The sequence below is a fragment of the Halopseudomonas sp. genome (genome assembly GCF_036960865.1).
Lineage (GTDB): Bacteria > Pseudomonadota > Gammaproteobacteria > Pseudomonadales > Pseudomonadaceae > Halopseudomonas.
This window is the reverse complement of record NZ_JBALWE010000005.1, coordinates 59,084-73,852: the sequence shown is the minus strand read 5'-3', so window position 1 is coordinate 73,852 and position 14,769 is coordinate 59,084. Positions and strand designations below refer to the sequence as shown.

At 57.6% G+C, this 14,769-nt stretch carries 18 protein-coding genes; 9 read left to right on the top strand and 9 right to left on the bottom strand.

Features of this window, described 5'->3' with window-relative positions; genetic code table 11:
- Window positions 1-2 precede the first annotated feature (2 nt).
- Both V7747_RS08435 and V7747_RS08430 read left to right on the top strand, forming a co-directional pair.
- Window positions 3-596, top strand: a complete 594-nt coding sequence (locus tag V7747_RS08435) for a phosphoheptose isomerase (RefSeq protein WP_092285563.1) — start codon at window positions 3-5, stop codon at window positions 594-596.
- Window positions 593-1,159: a BON domain-containing protein gene (locus V7747_RS08430; protein WP_335615603.1), complete on the top strand. Its 567-nt coding sequence runs from the start codon at window positions 593-595 to the stop codon at window positions 1,157-1,159. Before V7747_RS08435 ends, V7747_RS08430 begins: the two co-directional genes overlap by 4 nt.
- Window positions 1,160-1,236: 77 nt before the next feature.
- On the opposite strand, the gene V7747_RS08425 is transcribed toward V7747_RS08430, so the two are convergent.
- The 7 genes from V7747_RS08425 to rplM form a co-directional block, all read right to left on the bottom strand.
- Window positions 1,237-1,644: a ClpXP protease specificity-enhancing factor gene (locus tag V7747_RS08425; protein ID WP_335615811.1), complete on the bottom strand. Its 408-nt coding sequence runs from the start codon at window positions 1,642-1,644 to the stop codon at window positions 1,237-1,239.
- 38 nt (window positions 1,645-1,682) lie between these two features.
- Window positions 1,683-2,312 (bottom strand): glutathione S-transferase N-terminal domain-containing protein, encoded by a 630-nt coding sequence (locus tag V7747_RS08420; RefSeq protein WP_335615602.1) that lies wholly within the window; start codon window positions 2,310-2,312, stop codon window positions 1,683-1,685.
- Window positions 2,313-2,474: 162 nt separating this feature from the next.
- Entirely contained in the window at window positions 2,475-3,263 is a 789-nt protein-coding gene (locus V7747_RS08415) for a cytochrome c1 (protein WP_335615601.1), read from the bottom strand.
- On the bottom strand, window positions 3,263-4,486 hold the full coding sequence (locus V7747_RS08410; RefSeq protein ID WP_335615600.1) for a cytochrome b: 1,224 nt from the start codon (window positions 4,484-4,486) through the stop codon (window positions 3,263-3,265). The genes V7747_RS08415 and V7747_RS08410 overlap by 1 nt, the downstream gene beginning before the upstream one ends.
- A complete protein-coding gene (gene petA / locus V7747_RS08405) occupies window positions 4,486-5,079 on the bottom strand; it encodes a ubiquinol-cytochrome c reductase iron-sulfur subunit (RefSeq protein ID WP_335615599.1) in 594 nt (197 codons plus the stop codon). The genes V7747_RS08410 and petA overlap by 1 nt, the downstream gene beginning before the upstream one ends.
- A gap of 265 nt (window positions 5,080-5,344) precedes the next feature.
- Window positions 5,345-5,737, bottom strand: coding sequence for a 30S ribosomal protein S9 (gene rpsI, locus V7747_RS08400; protein ID WP_092285575.1), 393 nt, complete (start codon window positions 5,735-5,737; stop codon window positions 5,345-5,347).
- A 12-nt stretch (window positions 5,738-5,749) separates the two neighbouring features.
- Window positions 5,750-6,178: a 50S ribosomal protein L13 gene (gene rplM, locus V7747_RS08395; RefSeq protein WP_335615598.1), complete on the bottom strand. Its 429-nt coding sequence runs from the start codon at window positions 6,176-6,178 to the stop codon at window positions 5,750-5,752.
- A 264-nt stretch (window positions 6,179-6,442) separates the two neighbouring features.
- Between rplM and V7747_RS08390 the strand changes: the two genes are divergently transcribed.
- Window positions 6,443-7,483 (top strand): NADP(H)-dependent aldo-keto reductase, encoded by a 1,041-nt coding sequence (locus V7747_RS08390; RefSeq protein WP_335615597.1) that lies wholly within the window; start codon window positions 6,443-6,445, stop codon window positions 7,481-7,483.
- 138 nt (window positions 7,484-7,621) lie between these two features.
- Window positions 7,622-8,635 (top strand): GlxA family transcriptional regulator, encoded by a 1,014-nt coding sequence (locus V7747_RS08385; RefSeq protein WP_335615596.1) that lies wholly within the window; start codon window positions 7,622-7,624, stop codon window positions 8,633-8,635.
- Here V7747_RS08385 and zapE read toward each other — a convergent pair whose 3' ends face one another.
- Entirely contained in the window at window positions 8,636-9,727 is a 1,092-nt protein-coding gene (gene zapE / locus V7747_RS08380) for a cell division protein ZapE (RefSeq protein WP_335615595.1), read from the bottom strand.
- A 71-nt stretch (window positions 9,728-9,798) separates the two neighbouring features.
- Complete coding sequence (locus V7747_RS08375) at window positions 9,799-10,422, bottom strand: alpha/beta hydrolase (RefSeq protein ID WP_335615594.1); 624 nt, start codon at window positions 10,420-10,422, stop codon at window positions 9,799-9,801.
- Between the two features lie 275 nt (window positions 10,423-10,697).
- Between V7747_RS08375 and V7747_RS08370 the strand changes: the two genes are divergently transcribed.
- The 5 genes from V7747_RS08370 to V7747_RS08350 are packed head-to-tail and all read left to right on the top strand — an operon-like array spanning window position 10,698 to window position 14,720.
- Window positions 10,698-11,156, top strand: a complete 459-nt coding sequence (locus V7747_RS08370; protein WP_335615593.1) for a YhcB family protein — start codon at window positions 10,698-10,700, stop codon at window positions 11,154-11,156.
- Between the two features lie 41 nt (window positions 11,157-11,197).
- On the top strand, window positions 11,198-12,337 hold the full coding sequence (locus tag V7747_RS08365) for an MlaE family ABC transporter permease (RefSeq protein ID WP_335615592.1): 1,140 nt from the start codon (window positions 11,198-11,200) through the stop codon (window positions 12,335-12,337).
- Window positions 12,334-13,140: an ABC transporter ATP-binding protein gene (locus tag V7747_RS08360; protein WP_335615591.1), complete on the top strand. Its 807-nt coding sequence runs from the start codon at window positions 12,334-12,336 to the stop codon at window positions 13,138-13,140. The genes V7747_RS08365 and V7747_RS08360 overlap by 4 nt, the downstream gene beginning before the upstream one ends.
- 3 nt (window positions 13,141-13,143) lie before the next feature.
- Window positions 13,144-14,082: an MlaD family protein gene (locus V7747_RS08355; protein WP_335615590.1), complete on the top strand. Its 939-nt coding sequence runs from the start codon at window positions 13,144-13,146 to the stop codon at window positions 14,080-14,082.
- Complete coding sequence (locus V7747_RS08350) at window positions 14,079-14,720, top strand: ABC-type transport auxiliary lipoprotein family protein (protein WP_335615589.1); 642 nt, start codon at window positions 14,079-14,081, stop codon at window positions 14,718-14,720. The genes V7747_RS08355 and V7747_RS08350 overlap by 4 nt, the downstream gene beginning before the upstream one ends.
- The last annotated feature ends 49 nt before the right edge of the window (window positions 14,721-14,769 follow it).

Below are 14,769 nucleotides of genomic sequence, written 5' to 3'. Positions count from 1 at the left end.
CTATGGACATGCAACACAGAATCAGACAGCTGTTTACCGATAGCATCGAGACCAAAACCCGCGCCATGGATGTGCTCGGTCCAAGCATTGAGCAAGGCAGCCAAGCCATGGTCAATGCATTGCTCAACGAGGGCAAGATCCTAACCTGCGGCAACGGCGGCTCCGCCGGTGATGCACAGCACTTTTCCTCCGAGCTGCTCAACCGGTTCGAGCGCGAGCGGCCCAGCCTACCTGCAATTGCGCTGACTACCGATGCCTCGACCATCACTTCGATTGCCAACGACTACAGCTACGAAGAAGTCTTCTCCAAGCAGATTCGCGCCCTAGGCCAGCCGGGCGACATCCTGCTGGCTATCTCTACCAGCGGCAACTCGGCCAACGTCATGCAGGCTATCCAGGCGGCGCACGACCGCGAAATGCTGGTGGTTGCGCTGACCGGCCGCGATGGCGGCGCCATGGCCTCGCTGCTGCTACCCGAGGACGTGGAGATTCGCGTGCCGGCGCGTTCTACTGCACGCATTCAAGAGGTGCACCTGCTGGCCATCCACTGCCTGTGCGACCTGATTGACCGTCAATTGTTTGGGAGCGAGGAATGATCCGTCTGTTCGCTGTAACTGCTTTTGTATTACTGACCGGCTGCACCAGCGTGCTCACCGCAGCCCGCGACACCCCAATCGAGGACGATCGCGGCACCCGGACCCTTGGTAGCAGCATTGATGACCAGTTCATCGAAACCAAGGTCTCGGTCAACGTCAACAAGGCGCATCCCGACATCGAGAGGCAAGGACGCATATCGGTCACCAGCTATAACGGCGTCGTGCTTCTTGCTGGCCAAGTGCCTCGCCAGGAGCTCATCGCGTTAGCTGGCGAAGCCGCCAAAAACACCCAGCGTGTAAAAGTGGTACACAACGAGCTGAGCACCATTGCCCCGCTATCCCTGCTGGCACGCAATCAGGACGCACTGATAACCGCCAACCTCAAGGCGCGACTGCTGACTGACGGCAATATTCCGGGCAGTCGCATCAAGGTGGTCACCGTCGCCGGGGTGGTCTATCTCATGGGCTTGGTCAGCCAGGCCGAGGCCAACATGGCCGTCGCTGAAGCCCAGCAGGTCGGCGGTGTGCAGCGCATCGTCAAGCTGTTCGAATACATCAACTAAAGCATTTAAAAACCCACAAAAAAGCGCCACCTCCCAAACTGGGGATGGCGCTTTTTTGTACCGACTGAAAAGAGTGTCTACTTCACGACCTTCAATGCAGGCCGACCACTTTCCGGCTTAGTCGGCGCCTTGGCTGGGCTGTCGGCGCCGTCGCCAGGCCCAGGAGGGGGACTCAGCGGCTCCACCTCAAACACCATACCCTGGCCGTTCTCACGCGCGTATATGGCCATGACAGCCTCTGCCGGAAGCCATACCTGCTGCGCTACACCACCAAAGCGACCATCGAAGCAGATACGCTCATTATCCATGTCCAGATGGCGTACGGCGCTGGGCGACAGATTAAGTACTATCTGCCCATCTTCGACGAATCCTTCCGGCACCGCCGTACCCGGAAAACCGGCATTGACTAACAAATAAGGCGTGCACTGATTATCCAGAATCCATTCATACAGCGCTCGAATCAGATAGGGGCGACTGGAATTCATCTCCGTCATGCCTTGCTCCTCTGGTTGCGTCGAATGAGTTACTGCATTTCCTTCTCGGCAGCAGAAAGACTGGCGATAAAACCTTCACGCTGGAATACACGATCCATGTAATCCTGCAGAGGCTTTGCCTGCTTGGGCAACTCCACACCCAACTCCGGCAGGCGCCAGAGAATAGGTGCGATACAGCAGTCGACCAAGCTGAATTCATCACTCATGAAAAACGGCATCTCGGCGAATACCGGCGCGACACCTGTCAGGCTTTCGCGCAACTCTTTGCGGGCCTTGGTAACGGCAGCAGGCGCACTTTTCGCATCGACGATGAGATCCACCAGGCGGCACCAATCCCGCTGCACGCGATACATCAGCAGACGACTATTGGCACGCGCAACCGGATACACAGGCAGCAAAGGAGGATGCGGGAAGCGCTCATCCAGATACTCCATCATGATGTTGGGCTCGTAGAGCACCAGATCACGATCCAGCAGCGTTGGCACGCTGTTGTAAGGGTTGGTTTCAGCCAGCTCTTGCGGGTGATTATCAGGCTCTACATCAACCACATCGACGGTGACACCCTTCTCCGCCAGTACGATACGTACGCGGTGACAGTAGTGATCACGTGGATCGGAGAAAAAAGCCATCGAAGAACGCTTGTTGGCGGTGACGCCCATAAATCAACCCTCATCCTTTAGCGGACTGCGGCAAGCACACTGAATGCAGCATGAAACACAAGAAAACGCGAGCCTCTGCTCGCGCAAACGAAACGGCATTATACCCTAGAAACAAGTGCGCGCCCCAAAGGGCGCGCACCGATCATCAGCAAATACCGGCTGTCAATGCACGTCGCGCCAGTATTCCTTCTTCAGCAGGTAAGCAAACACGAACAGGAAGGCCAGATACAGCAGAACATAAACACCAATGCGCTGACGCTCGAGCTTGACCGGGTCGGCCGAGTAGGCAAGGAAAGTTACCAGATTCTTCACCGTGGTATCGAACTCCTCCTCGGATTGCGTTCCGGTCTCAGGCACGATAGTCAGAACATCACACTGCTCTTCCTTCATGACGTCGCCCGTCAGCGTATCGCGCATGACCTTGCCGTCGTGATTTTTTACCGGCATGGCCTTGCAACCTACAACCTGACGCCCCTGCAGTTCGGCCATCACGTTAGGCATGCCCACATTCGGGAATACCTTGTTGTTGACCCCCAAAGGACGCTGCGGATCTTCGTAGAAGGTACGCAGGTAGGTGTAGAGCCAGTCGGCGCCACGTACACGCGCCACCAAGGTCAGATCCGGCGGCGCTGCACCGAACCAGGTCTTGGCGTCATCATGGCGCATGCCGTTTTTCATGTGCTCGCCAATCAGGGTGCCCTCAGTGAACACCAGATTATCCAGCATCAACTGCTCCGGTATTCCCAGATCGTTGGCGACGCGCTCATAACGCTGGTATTGCGCTGCGTGACACCCCATGCAGTAGTTGACGAAAGTGCGCGCGCCATCTTGCAACGCGGCTTTGTCAGTGAGGTCAATATTAGCCTCATCCAACTCGACGCCGTGTCCGCCAGCAGCCATGGAGACCGCCGGAACCAGCGCAAAAAGCAGGGCAATCAATTGTTTTTTCATCAGCCAGTAACCCTCTCCGGAACCGGTTTGGTCTTCTCCATGCTTGTATAGAAAGGCATCAGGATGAAGAACGCGAAATACAGTACGGTGCAAACTTGCGATAGCAAGGTCAGTGTTGGAGTAGAGGGCACAGCACCCAGAATCCCGAGAATCACGAAGACCACGCAGAATACGAACAGCGCAAGCTTGCTCATCCAACCCTTATAACGGATTGAACGAACCGGGCTACGGTCCAGCCAAGGCAGAACAAAGAGCACCGCAATTGCTGCACCCATGGCGACAACGCCAGGGAAAGCCGAGCCCGCAATAGAGGGCACCGCACGCAGAATCGCGTAAAAAGGTGTGAAGTACCACACCGGCGCAATGTGGTCAGGCGTTTTCAACTGGTTGGCCAGTTCGAAGTTCGGCTTCTCCAGGAAATAACCACCCATTTCAGGGAAGAAAAACACGATCCCGCAGAAGATGAACAGGAAGACCACAACACCGACGATGTCCTTCACGGTGTAATAAGGGTGGAAAGCGATGCCGTCGAGCGGCTTGCCGTTCTCATCCTTGTACTTCTTGATGTCGATCCCGTCCGGATTGTTGGACCCAACTTCGTGCAGCGCAATAATGTGCAGCACAACCAGCCCCAGCAATACGATCGGCAGCGCAATGACGTGCAGCGCAAAGAAGCGATTCAAGGTGATACCGGAAATCAGGAAGTCACCACGTACCCACTGCGCCAGATCAGGACCAATGAACGGGATAGCACCGAACAGGGAAATAATTACCTGGGCCCCCCAGTAGGACATCTGCCCCCACGGCAACAGGTAGCCCATGAAAGCTTCACCCATCAGCACAAGGTAGATCATCATACCAAACAGCCAGATGAGCTCGCGGGGCTTCTGATAAGAGCCGTACATCAAGCCACGCAGCATGTGCAGATACACCACCACGAAGAATGCAGAAGCACCGGTCGAGTGCAAATAGCGCAACAACCAGCCATATTCCACGTCCCGCATGATGTATTCGACTGAAGCGAATGCACCATCGGCGGAGGGCTCATAACTCATGGTCAGCCAGATACCGGTGATCAACTGGTTAACCAGTACCAGCATCGCCAGAGAGCCGAAGAAATAAAAGAAATTGAAGTTCTTGGGAGCGTAATATTTGGTCAGGTGATCTTCCATCACCTGATTGACCGACATCCGCTCATTGACCCACTGCATCAACTTATTCATCAAGCGCTCTCCTGATCCACGCCGATCACAATAATGTCATCAGACTCGTAGTTATAAGGAGGCACTGGCAAGTTCAGCGGTGCGGGCTGCCCCTTGAAAACGCGGCCAGACATATCGTAGTGCGAGCCATGGCAAGGGCAGAAGTAGCCACCTTTCCAGTCGGCGCCCATGTCAGCAGAAGCGACTTCCGGCTTGAACAACGGAGAGCAGCCAAGGTGCGTACACACACCCATGACGACCAGCAGCTCAGGCTTGATCGCCCGGGTCTTGCCATCAACATAATCCGGCTGAGAGGAGGCTTCGGATTGCGGATCAGCCACCTCGGAATCGGTGTCATCCAGCAGAGCGATCGCTTCAGGCGTACGATGAGAGACGAATACTGGCTGACCGCGCCATTCAACAACGATCTGCTGCCCCAGCTCGATCTTGCTGATATTCACCTTCACCGGCGCACCAGCCGCTTTGGCTCTGGCGCTCGGGAACCAAGATCCCACAAAGGGGACTGCTACCCCTACTGCTCCGGCGGCACCTACCACACTCGTGGCGGCCACCAGGAAGCGACGCCGGCCATTATTCACGCCGTCATTACTCATCCAGTCGTCTCCCATCAGCTAATTTCAGACCTTTTCCAAGGCCTTTTTCAAGTTTTATACTGCCTGCACAAAATGAAACCGATGGTAATGAAAAACCCCTTTTTTGACAAGGTGATATCCACTTCCAAGGCAGGCAGACACTATACCGAATGCCGCGCCATTCAACCGCTTCAGACAGCATAGTTCATTGCGACACCTTGCCGCAGACACAAAAACGCCCGGCACTTCCAGCGGAAGCCCGGGCGCTTTGAACGGCAAAAGCCGATTAACGCTTGGAGTACTGAGGACGCTTACGCGCTTTACGCAGACCCACTTTCTTACGCTCAACTTCACGTGCGTCACGGGTAACATAACCCGCTTTACGCAGTGCGCCGCGCAGAGTCTCATCATACTCCATCAGTGCACGGGTAATACCGTGACGGATGGCGCCAGCCTGGCCAGAGATACCACCGCCGCTGACGGTAACGTACACGTCAAACTTCTCGGTGCTCTCGGTCAGCTCAAGCGGCTGACGAACAACCATGCGAGCAGTTTCGCGACCGAAGAACACGTCGATGCTGCGGTTGTTGATAGAGATGTTGCCAGAACCCGGACGCAGGAATACGCGAGCGGTGGCGGTTTTACGACGGCCGGTGCCGTAGTTCTGTGTCGCCGACATAGTGAACTCCTGTTAGATCTTCAGTTCTTGGGGTTGTTGTGCAGCATGCGGATGAACTGAGCCTTTGTAGACCTTCATCTTGCGATACATGGCACGACCCAGAGGGTTCTTCGGCAACATACCTTTTACGGCACTCTCAATCACACGCTCAGGAGCACGCTGGATCAGCTTCTCGAAGTTGATCGACTTGATACCGCCCGGGAAACCGGAGTGGCTGTAGTAGATCTTGTCCTGAGTCTTGTTACCGGTCACATGCACTTTCTCGGCATTGATGACTACGATGTAATCACCGGTATCGACGTGCGGGGTGTATTCGGGCTTGTGCTTACCGCGAAGACGTGAAGCAATCTCGGTAGCGAGACGACCCAGGGTCAGACCATTGGCGTCAACTACGTACCAATCACGTTTTACGGTTTCAGTTTTTGCGCTGAAGGTTTTCATTAATCCTAGCCTCAGAGGCCGCTCTATAAAGAAGACGGCGAATCTTACAGAATGAAATGTGTTTTTACAAGACAACAAAGCCTAGAACAGACACTCAGTGGGGGCTGCGTGGGTCTGGGTGGCATCTGCGCTGTAAACAACAACGACAGGCTAGGCATCCTGTCGAAAGTGGCGGGCATTATGCCAAGGCGTTGAAAAAATACAACCTTTATTTGGATCCATGGTCAATAATGAGCCCACACTTCGGCAACCAAGGAGCACGCCATGCAATACCGCCCCCTCGGCCGCACCAATCTGAAAGTCAGCGCCCTTTGCCTCGGCACCATGACTTGGGGTGAGCAGAATTCGCAAGCTGATGCTTTTGCCCAAATCGACCGCGCGCGCGATGCAGGCGTCAACTTTATCGATACCGCGGAAATGTACCCAGTTCCGCCCAAGGCAGACACCTACAGCGCTACCGAAAGCATCATCGGCAACTTCTTCCAGCAGCGCGGCGAACGCGATAAGTGGATACTGGCCAGCAAGATTGCCGGCCCCGGCAATGGCTTGAGCTACCTGCGTGACGGTCGCACCCGCTTTACCCGCGAACATATCGACAGCGCACTGGACGGTAGCCTGCAGAGACTGCAGACCGACTATATCGATCTCTATCAGTTGCACTGGCCTGATCGCCGCACCAACTTCTTTGGCCAACTGGGCTATCAGCACCACGTCGACGACGAACTGACCCCGTTCGAAGATACACTCGACGCGCTGGACCGACAGGTAAAAGCCGGCAAGATTCGCCACATCGGCTTATCCAACGAAACGCCCTGGGGCGTTAGCCGGTTTCTGCAGCTGGCCGAAGCCCGTGGCTGGCCGCGCGTGGTCTCGATTCAAAACCCCTACAACTTGCTGAACCGCACCTATGAAATCGGCTTGGCAGAAATGTCGATGCGCGAGCACTGCGGACTACTGGCTTACTCTCCCTTGGCCTTTGGTGCCCTTACCGGCAAATACCTCAATGGCCTCAAGCCCGAAAAGGGTCGCCTGACACTGTTTACCCGCTTCAACCGATACAGCAACCCGCAAGCCCAGAAGGCCTGCGCGCGTTATGTCCAACTGGCACGCGACCATGGTCTCGATCCGGCCCAAATGGCGCTGGCCTTTGTAACGCGCCAGCCCTTTGTTACCAGCAACATTATTGGTGCCACCAACATGGACCAGCTCAATCGCAACCTGAGCAGCGTCAACATGGGGCTGACCGACAGCATCCTGCAGGCGATCGCCGAGATTCACCAGAGCCAGCCAAACCCCGCCCCGTAATACCAAGCTCCCCCTCTGGCACATGATCCTCAAGCGAGGATCATGTGCTTGACCGCACCCCTCAGCGCAAGCCACACTCTGGACACAACACGGCATTTCTGCCGCGCTTGGCCGATACAGCACAGCAAGATAATACGCATGCCCGCCTCAGCTCCAGCTCCGCATACACTGCAGCAGGTCGCCATCCTCGCCACCGACTGCACCATCGCCTCTACTGTCATGCAGGCAAAAGACTTCTTTTATATGGCCAGCCTGAACGACGGCCGCCAGCGCGGCCTTGGCCTGACCCCCAGCTTCAGCACTCTGATAGCCGCGCCCGACGAACGCCCGGCGACCAGTTTCAGCCAAGATCCGTTGCCGGTGCAGACGCGTATCGACCAGACCGCGCCGCAGTTGATCATCCTGCCGGCATTCTGGGGTAACTTCGACGAGTTACTGACCCGCTACCCGACTGTACTACCCTGGCTCAAGACCGCCCACGCTGAAGGCGCGCTGATCGGTGCCGTGGCCAACGGCGCCTTTTGGGCTGCAGCGGCCGGACTGCTCGACCACCGCGAAGCCACCACCTACTGGCGCTACTACAGTGAGTTCAGCGCGCGCTTCCCAAAAGTGGAGCTGCAACGTGACAAGCACCTGACCGACGCTGGTGCCGTACTCTGCGCAGCGGGCATTAGCTCCGGGCGCGACCTTTTTGTGCATCTGGCCGAACGGCTTTGCGGCCCAGGAGTGGCGCAGACTGTCGCGCGGGATGTGTTCTACGAAGTTCAGCGCAGCTACTCACCCGGGGTGATCGGCTTCGGCGGGCAGAAAATGCATCAGGACCTGGCAATCCTGCAGATTCAACAGTGGTTGGAAGGACATTTTGCGGAGAAATTCCGCTTTGAGGATGTAGCCAGCCGGCATGGCATGAGCATTCGCAATTTCATGCGGCGCTTTCAGCAGGCCACCGGCGACAAACCCCTGCAATATCTGCAGCGGCTGCGCATTGAAATGGCCAAAGCGCTGCTCAGCACCAGCCGGCAAAGTATCAAGACCATCAGCTACGATGTAGGCTACGACGACGCCAGCTTCTTTGCGCGGCTGTTTCGCCAGCACACCGAGCTATCCCCCAACCAGTACCGCCGCCAGTACCAGCGCCAGAACGAGGAATGATCAGGGCTTGTGCGCACGAGCCAGAAACTCGTGTGACTGCATTTCCAGTAGCCGGCTGAGAGTGCGTTGAAATTCAAACTCCAGCCGACCACCGGTATACAAATCCTTGAGCTCAACCTCTGCCGAAATGATCAGCTTGACGTTGCGGTCATAGAATTCATCCACCAAATTGATGAAGCGACGCGCCATGTCGTCCTTGCTGCCACCCATCTGCTCGACGTTGGCAATCAATACCGCGTGAAAGATACGACCCAGTTCAATGTAGTCATTCTGACTGCGCGGACCATCGCATAGCGCACGAAACTCAAACCAGGCAACGTCTTCACAGACTCGGAGCGACTTGATCCCCCGGTTTTCGATCATCAGCTCTTCGCCTTCAACCACCTCATCCATATCGGGGACCAGGCTATCAAAGCTGCGCCGCAAGCTGGCATTGGCCTCACAATCGAGCGGCCAGTGATAAAGCTCGGCCTGTTCCAACGCCCGCAGACGGTAATCCACTCCATTGTCGACGTTGACCACCTCGGTCTGACTGTTCAGCAACGCGATCGCCGGCAGGAAGCGCGCGCGCTGCAGACCATCCTTGTACAGACCGTCCGGAACAATATTGGAGGTCGCTACCAGAGTTACGCCTTGTGCGAAGAGCTCCTCCATCAGACTGCCGAGAATCATCGCATCGGTAATATCAGAGACAAAAAACTCGTCAAAACAGATCACCCTAGCCTCTTCAGCAAAACGCGCCGCGATCAGCTTGAGTGGATCCTTCTTGCCCTTCATCACCTTGAGTTCCTGATGCACGCGCTGCATAAAGCGATGAAAGTGCGTGCGCATCTTGCGCTCGAAAGGGAGCGCATCAAAAAAGGTATCGACCAGATACGTCTTGCCGCGGCCTACGCCGCCCCAAAAGTACAGCCCCTTCACCGGCTCGGGCTTTTTGCCGCGCAAGCGACCGAGCAACCCGGGCTTGGCCTGCTCACTGGCGATCAGCTCATCAAACAGACGCTGCAGATGGCGAACTGCCTTTTCCTGGGCTGGGTCATGGAAGAAGTCCGGACGCTGAAGGTCCGCCTTGTAACGCTCAAGGGGAGACATACGCTGTTACCAAAGGGAGTACGACGGGTGCGATACTCTACTCGCCCGCTCCCACCTTGGCAATCGGGCAGCTAGCCAAGGGCCTGCTCAACCGCGGCCTTCAGCGGAACTAACTGGCCGTGAAAGAAGTGCCCCGTGTCGGCAAAACGTTGCACCGTCGAGCCGGCCTCATTCGCGAAGGCAGCGTAGACCGCCTCTGGCGCGACCACGTCATCTGCTTCGCCCATCATCACGACCGCAGGCCCAGCTAACGGTTTCAAATCGGCAAAACGCTGCTTTTCCACTGAAGGCGCCACCAAGATCAACCGCTGCGGCCATGCCGCCAACGCCGAGGCCGCGGCGGCGGCCACATAACCGCCGAAAGAAAATCCCAGCAGCCAGAGCGATTCCATCTGCAGTTCGCGGCGAGCCCAATCGATGACGGCAATGCAATCATCTACCTCGCCAACGCCGTAATCGTGCTCGCCAGCGCTGTTGCCAACCCCGCGAAAATTGAAGCGCAAGGTCGTCGCCCCCTCGTCGCGGGCGGCGCGCATCAAGGTGTGCACTACCTTATTGTGCAGCGTCCCACCTTGCACCGGGTTGGGGTGACAAATGATCGCAACCAGGCCTGGACGCTCACCACGGGTGAGGATGGCTTCCAGCGGCCCTGCCGGCCCTTCGATGACTACCTGCTCTTCGCCTGGACGGCTCATGGCGTTCTCCGTGACTACTACTGCATGAATGGCGTCGCACATGCGGAACTGCCGACAACGCCGGCGCTCCAAGTAGGATATTCTGACCTCAGGCCACCGCCACTGGCAAGCTGCACGCCTGCTGTAGCCAAGACCACGCAGAGGACGCCGAATAGAACGCTCGGTAGCGATATAGACACTAGCCTTGGCCAGTAAATGTCGTTACCGTAAGACCATGCTCTGACAGCAAAAGTACCATTGCCTGGCAGCATCAACCGATAGACGAGGGACCCAAGGTGGAAGCAAGCGAGAATCTCTGGATAGCAACAGCCATTGCCCTGGCAGTAGGCGTCATCATCGGCGTAGTACTGGCCCAAGTGTCGCGGCGCGTCAGCGGCGGCAACTCATCCAGCTCCCAGGCTCAGCTAGAGAGTCTGCAACTACGCTTTGAAGAGTATCAGCAAGAGGTTGCCGCGCACTTTAAAACCACGGCAAATCTGGCTGGCCGCCTCAATCGCAGCTATCAGGACATTCAGGAGCACCTGACCCACGGCGCCATGGAGCTTGCTCCCGACGACATGACGCGCCAGCGCCTGCTCGCCGCCTTGGATCAGGATGCCCCCATTGCGCCCGGCAGCCGCAAGCAGCATGAAGGCGCCTTCGACAGTCTCGAACCACCACGCGATTACGCCCCCAAGGACGGTGCCGGCCCCGGCACCCTGTCCGAAGACTACGGCATCAAGCGCAAGCCCTGAGGCCATGACCCGCGCTGACATCAGCGCGGGCAACCCACTCCATGCCGATACCCGAAACCGCCTTCTTCAGCCTGCCCAAAGCCCCCTCTGACTCGTTACGAATCGCCGGTGACTGGACCCTCCAGCACTACGCCGAGTTACGCGATTTGATCGCCCAGGTTCCTGCGACCGAGCGCCAGGCCTTCAGCGCGGTAGACCTCAGCGGGCTGGCGGGATTGGACACAGCCGGCGGCCAGCTACTGGCAGAATTGCTGGGCCCCGAGCAGCTGCAGCAAGCAACGCAGAACAGCGCTGATCTGAGCCGCGAGCGGCGCACCCTACTGCAGCGCATCGCCAGCAGCTGCGGTGACCAACCGGACCCCACAAAAAAAGAGCCGCTGCTGCTGATTTCCCTGCTTGAGCGTATTGGCGCCTCCATGGCCGGTCTCTACGCCCACGTGATCGAGCTGCTGGGCTTTATCGGACTGACACTCAGCAGCCTGGCGAGAAACCTGTTACGGCCCGGTAACTGGCGGCTGACTGCGATAGTCGCGCAGATCGAACAGACCGCGTTCAATGCCATCCCCATCGTTGCGCTGCTGACCTTTATGGTGGGCGCCGTGATCGCGTTTCTCGGCGCCACCGTGCTGGAGTCCTTTGGCGCAAGCATCTACACAGTTGATCTGATTGCCTTCTCTTTTCTGCGTGAATTTGGCGTATTGCTGACTGCCATTCTGATGGCCGGCCGCACCGCCAGCGCCTTCACCGCACAGATCGGTTCGATGAAAGCCAACGAAGAAATCGACGCCATTCGAGCACTGGGACTGAACCCGCTGGAGATTCTGGTGTTGCCACGCGTGCTGGCACTGCTGATCGCCATGCCCGCGCTAACCTTCATCGCCATGCTCTCCGGCCTGTTTGGCGGCGCCATGGTCTGCGCAATGTCGCTGGATATTTCGCCGACCATGTACCTGAGTATGCTGCACCAGAACATCGAGCTCAGGCATTTTCTGCTCGGTATTGCCAAGGCGCCGGTCTTTGCCTTCCTGATCGCCGTCATAGGCTGTCTGGAGGGTTTCAAGGTCAGCGGGAGCGCTGAATCTGTTGGCGAGCACACCACTTCCAGCGTGGTGCAGTGCATCTTCGTGGTTATTCTGGTCGATGCGCTGGCGGCCCTGTTTTACATGGAGATGGGCTGGTGAGCGCACAGACACAAAACAAAGAGCCGCTGGTTGCGGTGCGCGGCCTGGTCAATCGCTTTGGTAGCCAAACCATTCATGACCAGTTGGACCTGGACATCTACCCGCGCGAAATTCTCGGTGTAGTCGGTGGCTCCGGCACCGGTAAATCGGTGTTGCTACGCTCCATTGTAGGTCTGCGCCGTCCCAATGCAGGCTCGGTCAAGGTGTTTGGCAAGGACCTGCAAACATTGTCGCCGGAACAGCGCTCGCAACAGGAGCGCCGCTTTGGCGTGCTGTTTCAGGCCGGCGCGCTGTTTTCCTCGCTGACCGTACTGGAAAACATCGCCCTGCCATTGATTGAGCACGCAGGCCTCAGTCGCCCGGATGCAGAGCATCTGGCGCGCATGAAGGTGGCGCTCACCGGCCTCCCGCCAGAGGCTGGCGACAAGTACCCCTCAATGCTGTCTGGCGGCATGGTCAAGCGCGCCGCACTCGCCCGAGCCCTGGCGCTCGACCCGGATATTCTGTTTCTGGATGAGCCGACCGCCGGCCTGGACCCGATCGGCGCAGCCGCCTTTGACCAGTTGATAAAAACCCTGCGTGACGCCCTCGGACTGAGCGTCTTTCTGGTCACCCACGACCTCGACACCCTCTACGCCATCTGCGACCGCGTTGCGGTACTATCGGAAAAACGCGTATTGGTGGCCGATAGCCTGCAGCGCGTAAGCGCGACGGACAACGCCTGGATTCAGGACTATTTTCATGGCCCCCGCGGCCGAGCAGCCGCCGCCAGCCACCAAGCCCTTACCCCGGAGTCTAACTAGACCATGGAAACCCGCGCCCACCACGTACTGATTGGGCTGTTTACAGTGCTCTCGGCACTCGCCGCCATCAGCTTCGCCATCTGGATGAGCAGTTCCAGCACCAGCAGCGAGTACCGTTACTACACCGTGCTGTTCAAACAGGCGGTCACTGGTTTGTCACGCGGCAGCGCCGTGCAGTTCAGCGGCATTCGCATTGGCGACATCACCGAATTGACGCTCGACAAAGAAGATCCGCGCAAAGTGCGCGCGCGCATTCGCATTGATCCCAGCGTACCGATCAAGCAAAGCACTACGGCGAGCCTGTCTTTCACTGGCATTACCGGCAACTCAGTGATCGAACTGAGTCACGACAAGTTGAATAGTCCGCCCCTAGAGGGCGTGAACGGCGAGGATCCGGTGATTCCGGCCAAACCTTCGCCCATCTCCAGCCTGCTGGCCAACGGCGAAGACCTGATGACCAACATCAACAAGTTGATTGTCAGTGCCCGCGATATTCTGTCCGAGGAAAACGTCGAGCACCTGAGCCAAACCCTGGAAGGGCTACACCAGGCCACTGATAGCATCTCCAACCCTGACGGCAACTTGCAGCAACTTCTGGTTGAACTGACCGAAACCAGCCGCGCCGCCAAGGCCGCGCTGGAGCAAAGCAATCAACTGATTGCCAATGCGGATCGTTTGGTTACCCATCAGGGTGCGCAAACCCTCAACAGCGCGGAAGAGGCAATGGCCTCAGTTGCCAAGTCGAGCGCCACCCTGGAGCAGATCCTGACCGACAACCAGGCGGCGTTCTCAAGCGGCATGCAGGGACTCGGTCAACTTGACCCGGCTATCAACGAATTGCGTTCAACGCTCGCCGAACTGCGCCTGCTGACGCGGCGCCTGCAGGACGATCCCGCCCGCTTTTTGCTGGGGCGTGAGAACAAACAGGAGTTTCAACCATGATTGCCCATCGCATGCTGCAGCTCGGTGCCGGCACCTTGCTACTCAGCCTGGCCAGTGCCTGCTCTGTGCTGCCCGAGGCAGAGCCGATTACCTTCTACCGGCTACCGAGCCCGCAGTTAACAGCGAGCCAGGCACAGCCGCTACCTCTTTCGCTGCGGATCACAACCCCCGACGCCAGCTACGCATTACAGGCCCCGCGCATCATGGTCAGCCCGGATGAAAACACCCTCAACAGCTATCAGGGCGCGCGCTGGACCGACCCCAATCCTGCCCTACTGCGCGAGCACCTGATTCAAGCATTCCAGCAAGAGGGTAGCTTCGCCACAGTCACGAACGAAAATCAGGCCTTGGAAAGCGACGTCCACCTTTACAGTGATTTGCGACGTTTCCAGACGGTTTATTTGAACGGCAAGCCGCAGGTCAACGTGACACTGGATGCCAAGCTTGTCGACCCCTCCACACGCCGCGTCATCGCCGCCAAGCACTTTCAGCTGGAGCAGTCGTTGGATGATCCACAGGTACCGGCGGTAGTGAAAGGACTGGGCGCCGCATCAGATCAGCTGGCGCGCGAGCTGATCAGTTGGAGCCGCATTGAGCTTGCCACCATGCAACCGGCGCAGAGCCAACAGCCGCAGTAGCGCCATCCAGTGACTCAGCTGCCGCCCTGACGGGCGGCAATCTCATCGG

Coding starts and splice junctions, on each gene's coding strand:
- V7747_RS08435 (WP_092285563.1), top strand. CDS start 3: ATGGACATGCAACACAGAATCAGACAGCTGTTTACCGATAGCATCGAG.
- V7747_RS08430 (WP_335615603.1), top strand. CDS start 593: ATGATCCGTCTGTTCGCTGTAACTGCTTTTGTATTACTGACCGGCTGC.
- V7747_RS08425 (WP_335615811.1), bottom strand. CDS start 1,644: ATGAATTCCAGTCGCCCCTATCTGATTCGAGCGCTGTATGAATGGATT.
- V7747_RS08420 (WP_335615602.1), bottom strand. CDS start 2,312: ATGGGCGTCACCGCCAACAAGCGTTCTTCGATGGCTTTTTTCTCCGAT.
- V7747_RS08415 (WP_335615601.1), bottom strand. CDS start 3,263: ATGAAAAAACAATTGATTGCCCTGCTTTTTGCGCTGGTTCCGGCGGTC.
- V7747_RS08410 (WP_335615600.1), bottom strand. CDS start 4,486: ATGAATAAGTTGATGCAGTGGGTCAATGAGCGGATGTCGGTCAATCAG.
- petA (WP_335615599.1), bottom strand. CDS start 5,079: ATGAGTAATGACGGCGTGAATAATGGCCGGCGTCGCTTCCTGGTGGCC.
- rpsI (WP_092285575.1), bottom strand. CDS start 5,737: ATGTCGGCGACACAGAACTACGGCACCGGCCGTCGTAAAACCGCCACC.
- rplM (WP_335615598.1), bottom strand. CDS start 6,178: ATGAAAACCTTCAGCGCAAAAACTGAAACCGTAAAACGTGATTGGTAC.
- V7747_RS08390 (WP_335615597.1), top strand. CDS start 6,443: ATGCAATACCGCCCCCTCGGCCGCACCAATCTGAAAGTCAGCGCCCTT.
- V7747_RS08385 (WP_335615596.1), top strand. CDS start 7,622: ATGCCCGCCTCAGCTCCAGCTCCGCATACACTGCAGCAGGTCGCCATC.
- zapE (WP_335615595.1), bottom strand. CDS start 9,727: ATGTCTCCCCTTGAGCGTTACAAGGCGGACCTTCAGCGTCCGGACTTC.
- V7747_RS08375 (WP_335615594.1), bottom strand. CDS start 10,422: ATGAGCCGTCCAGGCGAAGAGCAGGTAGTCATCGAAGGGCCGGCAGGG.
- V7747_RS08365 (WP_335615592.1), top strand. CDS start 11,198: ATGCCGATACCCGAAACCGCCTTCTTCAGCCTGCCCAAAGCCCCCTCT.
- V7747_RS08355 (WP_335615590.1), top strand. CDS start 13,144: ATGGAAACCCGCGCCCACCACGTACTGATTGGGCTGTTTACAGTGCTC.
- V7747_RS08350 (WP_335615589.1), top strand. CDS start 14,079: ATGATTGCCCATCGCATGCTGCAGCTCGGTGCCGGCACCTTGCTACTC.